Source organism: Nocardia sp. NPDC004415 (assembly GCF_053602435.1).
The window spans coordinates 17,961-29,010 of record NZ_JBSGDP010000027.1; the positions used below are offsets into that span (position 1 = coordinate 17,961).

At 71.0% G+C, this 11,050-nt stretch carries 10 protein-coding genes; all 10 read left to right on the forward strand.

The features are described 5' to 3' along the window. Positions 1-478: 478 nt before the first annotated feature. From ACWEMY_RS15095 to ACWEMY_RS15140, 10 genes are read left to right on the forward strand one after another with little or no spacing between them, the layout of a single operon-like run. Positions 479-1,516 (forward strand): polyprenyl synthetase family protein, encoded by a 1,038-nt coding sequence (locus tag ACWEMY_RS15095; RefSeq protein WP_375928334.1) that lies wholly within the window; start codon positions 479-481, stop codon positions 1,514-1,516. Further along, positions 1,513-2,799, forward strand: coding sequence for a hypothetical protein (locus tag ACWEMY_RS15100; RefSeq protein ID WP_452390492.1), 1,287 nt, complete (start codon positions 1,513-1,515; stop codon positions 2,797-2,799). Before ACWEMY_RS15095 ends, ACWEMY_RS15100 begins: the two co-directional genes overlap by 4 nt. Then, positions 2,796-3,791 carry a fatty acid desaturase gene (locus ACWEMY_RS15105; protein WP_375928330.1) on the forward strand — a complete coding sequence of 332 codons (996 nt, stop codon included), beginning with the start codon at positions 2,796-2,798 and terminating at the stop codon, positions 3,789-3,791. Before ACWEMY_RS15100 ends, ACWEMY_RS15105 begins: the two co-directional genes overlap by 4 nt. Further along, complete coding sequence (locus ACWEMY_RS15110; protein ID WP_452390493.1) at positions 3,782-4,585, forward strand: methyltransferase family protein; 804 nt, start codon at positions 3,782-3,784, stop codon at positions 4,583-4,585. Before ACWEMY_RS15105 ends, ACWEMY_RS15110 begins: the two co-directional genes overlap by 10 nt. Before the next feature lie 35 nt (positions 4,586-4,620). Beyond that, positions 4,621-5,637: a mevalonate kinase gene (gene mvk / locus ACWEMY_RS15115; protein ID WP_452390494.1), complete on the forward strand. Its 1,017-nt coding sequence runs from the start codon at positions 4,621-4,623 to the stop codon at positions 5,635-5,637. Beyond that, positions 5,634-6,647 (forward strand): diphosphomevalonate decarboxylase, encoded by a 1,014-nt coding sequence (gene mvaD, locus ACWEMY_RS15120; protein ID WP_375928324.1) that lies wholly within the window; start codon positions 5,634-5,636, stop codon positions 6,645-6,647. The genes mvk and mvaD overlap by 4 nt, the downstream gene beginning before the upstream one ends. Continuing rightward, positions 6,644-7,735, forward strand: a complete 1,092-nt coding sequence (locus ACWEMY_RS15125) for a phosphomevalonate kinase (protein WP_452390495.1) — start codon at positions 6,644-6,646, stop codon at positions 7,733-7,735. The genes mvaD and ACWEMY_RS15125 overlap by 4 nt, the downstream gene beginning before the upstream one ends. After that, positions 7,732-8,829, forward strand: coding sequence for a type 2 isopentenyl-diphosphate Delta-isomerase (fni, locus tag ACWEMY_RS15130; RefSeq protein WP_375928321.1), 1,098 nt, complete (start codon positions 7,732-7,734; stop codon positions 8,827-8,829). Before ACWEMY_RS15125 ends, fni begins: the two co-directional genes overlap by 4 nt. Beyond that, positions 8,822-9,880, forward strand: coding sequence for a hydroxymethylglutaryl-CoA reductase (locus ACWEMY_RS15135; RefSeq protein WP_375928319.1), 1,059 nt, complete (start codon positions 8,822-8,824; stop codon positions 9,878-9,880). Before fni ends, ACWEMY_RS15135 begins: the two co-directional genes overlap by 8 nt. Beyond that, positions 9,877-11,049 (forward strand): hydroxymethylglutaryl-CoA synthase, encoded by a 1,173-nt coding sequence (locus tag ACWEMY_RS15140; protein WP_452390496.1) that lies wholly within the window; start codon positions 9,877-9,879, stop codon positions 11,047-11,049. The genes ACWEMY_RS15135 and ACWEMY_RS15140 overlap by 4 nt, the downstream gene beginning before the upstream one ends. Position 11,050: the final 1 nt, after the last annotated feature.

The following is an 11,050-nucleotide window of genomic DNA, read 5'->3' on the forward strand; positions in this document are numbered from 1 at the left end:
TCTTCTCGGTTCGCGTCGGCGCGCACGGAGTGCTATTTGTTTGGTTACCGGCGAGTAGAGCCGTGTCGGCCACAATGTCGTGGCTCCCACACCCTTCGGTATCCACCGACCCCTGACCCAGCGAACGCGTTGTGCGCGTTCATCGCCGTTCATCACCGGCACGACATCGCGTGTCACCCTTGCGCTGCCGCATGCGAAAAACGTTGCGCCGCAAGGTATCTCGAGGTAATCGAGTTGACATACGCACATTTGCGACTACGGTCTGTCACAACAAATACGCGAAACTCGTTGTAACACTTGACGATTGGATGCCTCGCTACGATACTTTCGGCACCTCCAGGCGACCGAGATCCTCCGGCCCGGCAGCAACGAGATGTCGATACCCGGTGACGACTCCGCCCCCTCCCTCCCTCTGCTCCGGTTCAGCGCCGGGATACAGCCGACTGCCGTCGTGACCACACCAAAGGAGTTCAGCGCTATGGACAATCACGCGCTACCGTCCGAACCCCGGGAGCACTCGGGCGAGCAGGTGGCGGTCATCGCGAGACCGTCACCGCAGGACCAGCTACCGCTGGTCACCGCCCGGTTGCGCGAAATCCTGCTCACCGGTGCGGATTTCGACGCCATCTACCGGCACATCCTGGCCGCGCCGGGCAAGCGCGTGCGTGCCCGCCTGGTACTGGCGTCGGCGGGACTGCTGCCCGAGGCGGGCCAGGCCGCGACCTCGCCCGCCGACGCGGTCGACCTGGCCTGCGCGATGGAGATGTTCCACGAGTCCTCGCTGGTCCACGACGACATCTGTGACGGATCCCTGCTGCGGCGCGGTGCCCCGTCGGTGCCCGCCGCCTTCGGGGTGCGGATCTCGGCCAGGGCCGGATTCCACCTGGCCGGCGCCGGCCTGCAGGTCGTCGCGCGGGTACTGGCCGACAACCCGGTGGTCTTCGCCGGGGTCGGGCAGGCACCCGGCATCACCTACGCCGACCGGCTCTCGGACCTGTCCTACGGCCAGCTCATCGAGACCCTGCCGCCCGCGGTCGACCAGGCCGCGCTGCGCCGCCACTACGAGACGGTGGCCGCCGCCAAGACCGGCACGCTGTTCCGCCTGTCCTGTTCCTACGGCGGCACCGCCGGTGGCGTGGAGATCGAACGGCTGCACGCGCTGATGGAGTACGCCGACCAGCTCGCGATGGCCTTCCAGATCATGGACGACGTCCGCGACATCGAAGGCGGCCCGGCCCTGGGCAAGGACGCGGGCGGCGATCTGGAACGCCGCGTGCCGACCTGGCCGGTGATCGAATGGCTCGGCCTGCGCCCGGGCGCCGAGCAGCTGTGGCTCGACCCGGCGACGCCGAGCACCACCCTGCAGGACGACCTGGTCGACAGCGGCGCCACCCAGGCCGCCCGCTCGGTGGCGATCTCCGCCGTCGAGACCGCGAGCAAGGCGCTCGAGGTGTTCCCCCCGTCCCCCGCGCGCGAGGACCTGCGCGAACTCCTGCAGGAGGTGATCTCGCGATGAGCGGGACCCGAGTGGGCACGCTGATCCGCGGGCTGCGGACACTGCGCCGTGCCCCCGACATCGCCGCGTTGCGCGCGGCCGCGACGCCCGCCGAGCTGGCCCGGCTGGCCCTGATCCCGGCCGGGCGCAACCTCGGCATCTCGGTCGGCTTCCTGCCCGCCCACCAGCGCGACGAGGCCACCGCGGCCCTGCTGGCCTGCCGTGTGCTCGACGCCTACGAGGACCTCGCCGACCGCGACACCGCCGCCGAGGCGGTCCGCGCGGCCGCCGACTACCTGGCCGGACGCAGTGCCACCGCCCCGGCGGCACTGCCCACCGTCGCCACCGAAGCCCGTGACAGCGAGGCCGTCGACCGGGTGCTGGCCGCCCGCATCGCCGATATCAAGGCGCTGATCACCGCGCTCTCGGCCGACGGGCGCGCCCGGGTGGCCAGTGTGCTGGTGGACATCGCCGACGTGATGGCCCGCAATATCGAGTCCGCGATCCCGCGCCAGGCCTACGGCGAGGGCGTGCTCGGCCGGGTGACCCACTACGCGTGCACGCTGGTCGCCGACGGGGTGCTGCCCGAGGACGACCTGCGCGAGCTCACCGGCTGCGTGGCCGTGATCGCCCAGTCGGCCAACGACCTGCGCGACAACGAGTTCGAGATCTACGGCGTGACCGACCGCGAGGAACTCACCCGCACGGTGATGCTGCAGCTGCTGACCCCCGCGCTGGGCGGCTTCGCGCTGCTCGCCCGCCTCGGTCCCGGCACGCCGAGCCGCGGTGCCCGCGCGGCCATGGCCTACATGACCATCACCACCAACGCGTTCCTGTGCAAGGTCGTCGGGGCGCCCTCGCCCTACCGGCGCCCGGTCGCCGCCGCCGCGGCCGCGGCCTGCTCGCCGGTCTACTGGACGAAGATGCTCGAGCGGCTGCGCCGCACCGCCGACGGAGCCATCCACCAGATGCTCGACGCCGCACCGGAATTCGCCGCCGGTGCCGGCCGCGGCACCGATGTGCTCGCCGCCGCCGACCCGGTGGGCGGGCAGACCTCACTGGTGCCGCTGATCGTGGACACCACCTTCGCGCTCGTGCAGACCCTGCCGGAGGAGCCGCTCACCGGCGAACTGCCCGACGCGCAGATCCGCACCATGATGATCGCCGATCATCTGGCCTTCGGCGCGATGGAACGGGTCCCCTCCCATCAGCCCGAGGCGATGCTCGCGCTCGCCTCGCGACTCCAGCTCGCCGCCCTCGCTCCCAGTCCCACTGTCACCACTAACCAAGGAGCTCTGCTGTGAGCACCGGAACAAATGTCACCTCGTCCGAACAGATCCCGTTCTCCCGGCGGGTGTTCAAGCTCGAGTACGCCTCGAACATCGGGCCGCTGCTGCACATCGCGCTGTGGATGGGCATGACCGCGGCGGGCCTGTTCGTGCCGATCGCCGGGAACTGGTACATCGCGATCCCGCTGATCATCGTGCTCTCGCTGCTGAACCTCTCGCTGACCATCGGCGTGATGCACATGCACACCCACCGGCCGCTGTTCGTGGCGAAGTTCCCGAACCGGGTCGTCGACATCCTGTGCTGTCTGCCCGGCAACCTCACCGCCGCGGAGATGCGCGAGGTGCACGTGCTCAACCATCACCGGTTCAACGACGGCCCCGGTGACGTCACCGCGACCACCGGTATGGAGAAGGGCCTGCCCGCGATCTGGTACTGGGTCCGCTACGGCACCATCGTCAAGCTCCACACCGTCAAGACGGTGTTCGCCGCCAACCCGGCACCGCGCCGGCGCCGCACCCGCCACCAGTTCATCTTCGACCTGATCGTCTACACCGCCGTGATCGCCGGTGTCTGGTACGTCGCGGGTACCGAGCGCTTCGTGCTGTTCTACTGGGTGCCGTTCTTCATCACCCAGGTCAACGCCGGCTACTTCGCCTGGCTCAGCCACGCCCCCGCCCGCGGCTTCTCCGACGAGCCGAGCAGCTCGCTCAACAACGCGGGCAACATCCTGAACTTCCTGATCTTCAACCAGGGCTACCACAGCGTGCACCACCGCTACCCGGGCGTGCACTGGAGCCAGATCCCGGACAAGATGGCCTACATGCGTGATGTCGATCCCGGCGTCATCGTGCCGTACTGGATGGTCGCGCAGTCCGGCTGGCGGCTGTTCTGGCCCGGCGGCTTCCTCAACGAGAAGTTCGGCACCCAGTGGAAGGCCAAGCTGGAGAAGCGGCTGGAAGAGGGCACCGTCCGGTCCAAATACCTGCCGTGGTTCGCATGGATCTGATCACTCCCGAGCAGGCGCGGGGCGTGCTGAGCACCCCCGCGCGGCTGGTCCCCTTCCTGATCTCGTTCACCGTCTACGGCATCGCGGGCATCACCGTGCCGCTGATGCTGCTCTTCGCGGGCGGCTGGTGGCTGCCCAAGACCGTCGACCGCGGGCCGCACCTGTCCACGGTGCCCGCCCTGGTCGTCGACGTGGTGCTGCTGGCGCTGTTCGGTCTGCAGCACTCGGGCATGGCCCGGCCCTCGTTCAAGGCCTTCGTCACCCGCTGGGTGCCCGAGGCGCTCGAGCGCACGGTCTACATCTTCATGGTCTGCCTGGTCATGTGGACGATCATGCTGGCCTGGCAGCCGATCCCGCAGGTGCTGTGGTCGGCCGAGGGGACCCTCGGACTCGCCCTCGACGCCGGGTTCTGGATCGGTTTCGTGCTGGTGTACGCGGCGACGCTGCTGCTGAACCATTTCCACCTGCTCGGCATCAGCCAGGCCTACCGGCAGTACGTCATCCGTGTGCCGGACGCCACTGTCGATCGCCTGCAGGTCAACGGGGTCTATAAACTGGTGCGGCACCCGCTGATGACCGGATTGCTCGTCTCTTTCTGGTTCGCCAGTGAGTTCACCGTCGGGCACCTGGTGTGGGCGCTCGGCCTGACCGGATACATCGTGCTCGGCACCTATCTCGAGGAGCGTGATCTGATCGCCCGCTTCGGCGCTTCCTACCGCGCCTACGCGGCGCATGTTCCCGCTTTCTTCCCCTCGGTGCGTAGTCTGCTGAACCGTACGCCGCGCGAGCCATAGCCACCCTGCCCGCCGGAGTTCGGAGAGGAAACGACGTGAGACACAACTCCCCAGCGACCGCCCTGGCGCAGGGCACCGGGCAGGCCGTCGCCAAGGCGATCCTGCTCGGCGAACACACCGTCGTGCACGGTACGCCGGCGATCGCTCTCCCGCTGCCCGCCCTGCCGGTGCGGGCGGTGGCCCGGCCCACCACCGGGTCCGGGATCGCCGCGTCGGGATCGTTCGGATTCCTCGCCGGAGCCGCCGCGCCCGCCACGCCGACCCCCTCCGGGCCGCGCGTCGCGGTCGAGGAGGCGTTGCGGCGCTGGGGGATCGAGGCCGAGACCGTGGAAGTCGTGGTCTACTGCGACATTCCACTGGCCCGCGGCCTCGGTTCCAGCGCGGCCTGCGCGGGGGCCGCGGTGCGCGCGGTCGCCGATCTGTACGGCCGCGAGCTGGACCCGGCGGCGCTCTACGACCTGGTGCAGTGCGGCGAGCAGGTGGCCCACGGCCGGGCCAGCGGCATCGACGCCAGCGCGGTTCTGGCCGACGGGCCGATCCGGTTCCACGCGGGCACCGCCCGGCCGATCGACGTCGGCATGGACGCGGCCCTGGTGATCGCCGACACCGGCGTCTCCGGGTCCACCCAGCAGGCGGTCGCCGATGTGCGCCGCAGGCTGGCCGCCGACCCGCGCGCCGCGCGGCGGCTGCTGGACCGCGCCGCCGAACTCATCGACGCCGGTGCCGGTGCGCTCTCGGCCGGGCAGACCCGCACCCTGGGCGCCACGATGCTCGAATTCCAGGACCTGCTGGGCGAACTCGGCGTGAGCACCCCGCACATCGACACCCTGGTCGCCGCCGCGCTGGCCGCGGGCGCCCACGGCGCCAAGCTCACCGGCGCGGGCCTGGGTGGCTGTGTGCTCGCGCTCACCGACACCGACGCCGCCCCCGCGGTGAGCACCGCGCTGCGCCGCGCCGGTGCGGTGCAGACCTGGACGGTCCGCACCGCCGGGCTGCGCGCGGGCGCCCTGTCCCTGTCCGCCTCGACCCCGGAACGCGGTATCCCCTCATGACCTCTCCCGCCACCGACGGTGCCGCCACCGCCGTCGCGTATCCCAACATCGCCCTGGTGAAGTACTGGGGCAAGCGTGACGAAGCGCTGTTCCTGCCGGTCACCGGCAGCCTGTCGATGACGCTGGACATCTTCCCCACCACCACCTCGGTGCGCCTGATCGACGGCCCCACCGACGCCGTCGAATTCAACGGCGCCGCGGCCACCGGCACCGCGCACACCCGCATCGAGAAGTTCCTCGACCTGGTGCGCGCCAAGGCCGGGCGCGCCGAGCGCGCCGAAGTGATCACCGCCAACGCCGGACCCACCGGTGCCGGCCTGGCCTCCTCGGCGAGCGGCTTCGCGGCCCTGGCCACCGCCGCCGCGGCCGCCTACGGCCTCGACAACGACGGCCGCGCGCTGTCGCGGCTGGCCCGGCGCGGCTCCGGCTCGGCCTCGCGCTCGATCTTCGGCGGCTTCGTGGTGTGGCACGAGGGCGAGGGCGACGGCGAGGCAGGCGACCTGAGCTCCTTCGCCGAGCCGATCGGTGGCGACGATCTCGATCCCGCGCTGGTGGTGGCCGTCGTGGAGGCGGGCGCCAAGGCGGTCTCCAGCCGCGACGCCATGCGTAGCACCACCGCGACCTCGCCGCTGTACCGGCCGTGGGCGGAGTCCTCGCGCGCCGACCTGGCCGAGATGCGCGCCGCGGTGCAGCGCCGCGACCTGCCCGCCATCGGCGAGATCGCCGAGCGCAACGCCCTGGGCATGCACGCGACCATGCTCGCCGCGCGCCCCGGCATCCGCTACCTGTCCCCGCACTCGCTCACCGTGCTGGACGCGGTGCTGGCACTGCGCGCCGACGGGATCGCCGCCTACGCCACCATGGACGCGGGCCCCAACGTGAAGGTGCTGTGCAGTCGTGCGGATGCCCCGCACGTGGCCGCCACCCTGGATTTCCTCGGTGACTTCGTCACCACCCGGATCGCGCACATCGGTCCCGGCGCCACGCTCAGCGCGGGCGGCGACCGGTGATCAGCTGTCGCGCGCCGGGCAAGCTGTTCATCGCCGGGGAGTACGCCGTGGTCGAACCGGGCCACCGCGCGGTGCTCACCGCCGTGGACCGCTACGCCACCGCCACGGTGACCCCGGCCGCCGCGACGACCCTGCGCTCCGATCTCGACGGCGGCGTCAGCTTGACCTGCCGACGTCACGGTGACGGATTGACCCCCGGCACCGACGACGGCACGGTCCCGCCCGCCTTCGCCTACGTCTTCGCCGCCGCCCGCATCCTCGACCGCCTGTGCGCCGAACGCGGCATCGAGACTGGCCACTACGACCTCGAGGTCCGCGCCGAACTCGGTGACAGCGACGGCCGCAAGTTCGGCCTCGGCTCCAGCGCCGCGGTGACCGTGGCCACCGTCGACGCGCTGGGCCGCTTCCACGGCCTCGGCCTCAACACCATGGACCGCTACCGGCTGGCCATGCTCGCCACCCTGGCGGTCAACCCGCGGGCCTCCGGCGGCGACGTCGCGGTGAGCACGTGGGGCGGCTGGCTGGCCTACGCCTCACCCGACCGCGCCCACGTCGCCGAACTGGCCGAGGGTGGGGTCGACACCGCCCTGCGCTCGCCCTGGCCCGGCCTGTCGGTGCGGCCGCTGCGCACCCCGACCGAGCTGGCCCTGCAGGTCGGCTGGACCGGCAGCCCGGCCTCCACCCCGGCCCTGGTCGCCGGGCTCGGCGAGCGGCAGCAGCGGCCGGGGGAGCGGGCGCACTTCCTGCTGCGCAGCAACGACTGCGTCGAGCGGCTGGTGACCGCGATCGAATCCGCCGACGCCGCCGCCGTCTGCGCGGAGATCGACTGCGCCCGCGAACTGCTGCTCGACCTGGACGCGGGCACCGGCCTGGGCATCATGACCGACCGCCTGCGTGCGCTGTGCGCGGCGGGTGCCGCCGTGGGCGCCGCGGCCAAGCCCTCCGGCGCGGGCGGCGGTGACTGCGGGATCGCGCTCATCGACCGCACCCGCGACACCGCGATCACCGCACTGACCGAGCGCTGGATCGGCGCGGGCATCCGGCCGCTGCCGCTGCGCACCCATCCGTTCGAGGGAGACAGCCAGTGATCGGTGACCGCAAAGACGACCACGTGCGCCACGCGGTGGCCCACCGCCGCGGCGTCACCGGCGGCAACGACTTCGACTCGGTGGCCTTCGTGCACCACGCGCTGGCCGGGATCGACAGCCGGGACGTGTCGCTGGGTGTCGAGTTCGCCGGAAAGCGCTGGGACACCCCGCTCTACGTCAACGCGATGACCGGCGGCAGCGCCCACACCGGCGAGATCAACCGCCAGCTGGCCATCGCCGCCCGCGAGACCGGTATCCCGATCGCCTCGGGCTCGATGAGCGCCTACTTCCGCGACGACGCCATCGCGCCGACCTACCGGGTGCTGCGCGCGGAGAACCCCGACGGGTTCGTGCTGGCCAATGTCAACGCCAACGCCACCGTCGACCAGGTGCACCGGGCGATCGAGCTGCTCGAGGCCGACGCGCTGCAGATCCACCTCAACGCCGTGCAGGAGGTGGTCATGCCCGAGGGCGACCGCGCCTTCGACGCCTGGCCCGCGCGGATCGAGGAGATCGTCGCCGCGGTGGACGTGCCGGTGGTCGTCAAGGAGGTCGGCTTCGGGCTGAGCAGGCAGACCGTGAGCTGGCTGCGCGCCGCGGGCGTGGCGGTCGCCGATGTCGGTGGACGCGGCGGCACCAACTTCGCCCGCATCGAGAACGACCGGCGCGCCGCGGCGGACTTCGCGTTCATCGAGAACTGGGGCCAGTCCACTCCGGCCTGCCTGCTGGACTGCGCCGGCCTGGACGGGATCGACATCGCCGCCTCGGGTGGCATCCGCACCCCGCTCGACGTCGCGCGCGCCCTGGCGCTGGGCGCCACCGCCACCGGCGTGGCCGGGGTGTTCCTGGAGACCCTGGTCAGCAACGACACCGAGGCGCTGATCGGCACCATCGGCACCTGGCTGACCCAGCTGCGCAGCATCATGACCGTGCTCGGCGCGCACACCCCGGCCGACCTGGCCGGGTGTGACGTGCTGATCAGCGGCGAGCTGGCGGCGTTCTGCGCACTGCGCGGGATCGACGCGGCCGCCCTTGCCCACCGGAGCCCCTGGTGGCGTGAATCGAAGGATCGAGAAGGAGTCACCCATGAATGACATGTCGTATGCAGCCGTCCCGCTGCAATGGGTGGGGCCGCTGCGCATTACCGGCAACGTCGTCGACGACGCCGTGGAGGTCCCGCTGGCGACCTACGAGACGCCCCTGTGGCCCTCGGTCGGGCGCGGCGCCAAGATCTCCACGCTGGCCGAGCGCGGCATCGTGGCCACCCTGATCGACGAGCGGATGACCCGCTCGATCCTGCTCGAGGCCGACGACGCGCTCACCGCCTACACCACCGTGCAGCAGTTGCAGTCGCGCCTGCCGGAGTTACAGGAGGTGGTCTCGGGCAGCAGCCGCTTCGCGCGGCTGATCGACCTGCACCACCAGATCGCGGGCAACCTGCTGTTCCTGCGCTTCGAGTTCACCACCGGCGACGCCTCGGGCCACAACATGGCGACCCTGGCCAGCGACCACCTGATGGACCACATCCTGTCGAGCTACCCGGGCGTGCGCTACGGCTCGATCTCGGGCAACTTCTGTACCGACAAGAAGGCCACCGCCGTCAACGGCATCCTCGGGCGCGGCAAGAACGTCATCACCGAGCTGCTGATCCCGCGCGAGGTAGTGCAGAAGCGGCTGCACACCACCGCCGCGCAGGTCGTGGAGCTCAATATCCGCAAGAACCTGATCGGCACCCTGCTGGCGGGCGGAATCCGTTCCGCCAACGCGCATTACGCCAACATGCTGCTGGCCTACTACCTGGCCACCGGGCAGGACGCGGCCAATATCGTCGAGGGCTCCCAGGGCATCACCCATGCCGAGGACCGCGATGGCGACCTGTACTTCTCGTGCACCCTGCCCAACCTCATCGTCGGCACGGTCGGCAACGGCAAGCACGCCTCCTTCGTCGACGAGAACCTCGAGCGCCTGGGCTGCCGCGCCGATCGCGAGCCCGGCGCCAACGCCCGCAGGCTGGCGGTCATCGGCGCGGCGGCGGTGCTGTGCGGCGAGCTGTCGCTGATGGCGGCCCAGACCAATCGCGGCGAGCTGATGCGCGCCCACACCCAATTCGAGCGGTCCACCACGAGCAACGGAACGAAACGATGACCACACCCTCGGTCGGCATCCACGACCTCTCCTTCGCCACCACCCACTACTTCCTCGACCACGCGGTCCTCGCCGAACGGCTGGGGGTGGACCGCGACAAGTTCTACCTGGGCATCGGCCAGGAGAAGATGAGCGTCGCCGCCGCCGACGAGGACATCGTCACCCTCGCCGCGGCCGCGGCCGCGCCCATCCTGGAGCGCCACGGCACCGACAACATCCGCACCGTGCTGCTGGCCACCGAGACCGGCGTCGACCAGTCCAAGGCTGCGGCGCTGTACCTGCATTCGCTGATCGGGCTGCCCAACACCGCGCGTGTGGTCGAGCTCAAGCAGGCCTGCTACGGCGGCACCGCGGGTATCGCCTTCGCCGCGGGCCTGATCGCCCGTGACCCGTCGCAGCGGGTGCTGGTGATCGCCGCCGACATCGCCAAGTACGAGCTGGACACCCCCGGCGAGCCCACCCAGGGCGCGGCCGCGGTGGCCATGCTGATCAGCGCCGACCCGGCCATCGTGGCGCTGGACCCGCAGTCGGGCCTCTACAGCGCCGACATCATGGACTTCTGGCGGCCCAACTACCGCTCCGAGGCCATCGTCGACGGCAAGACCTCGGTCAACGCCTACCAGAAGGCCGCCCAGGAAGCCTGGACCGACTACCGCCGCCAGGGCGGGCGCGAGCTCACCGAGTTCGCCGCGTTCTGCTACCACCAGCCCTTCACCAAGATGGCCTACAAGGCGCACAAGCACCTGCTCGAGAGCCAGGGCTTCACCGCCGACGGCGCCGACATCGCCGCCGCCATCGAGCTCACCACCCGCTACAACCGCACCGTCGGCAACAGCTACACGGCCTCGCTGTACCTGGGCCTGGCCGCGCTGCTCGACCACGCCGACGACCTGACCGGCAAGCCGCTGGCCTTCCTGAGCTACGGGTCCGGCGCGGTCGCCGAATTCTTCAGCGGCACGGTCGTTCCCGGCTACCGCGAGCACCTGCGCACCGCCGCCAACACCGCGGCCATCGACTCCCGCGAGCCGATCGGCTACGAGGACTACCGCGCCCTGCACGAGGCCGTGGCACCCACCGACGGCGCCTACCACGCCACGCCGGCCCAGACCGGTCGCCCGTACCGGCTGGCGGCGATCTCGGGACACAAGCGCATCTACGAAGCCAGGTAAC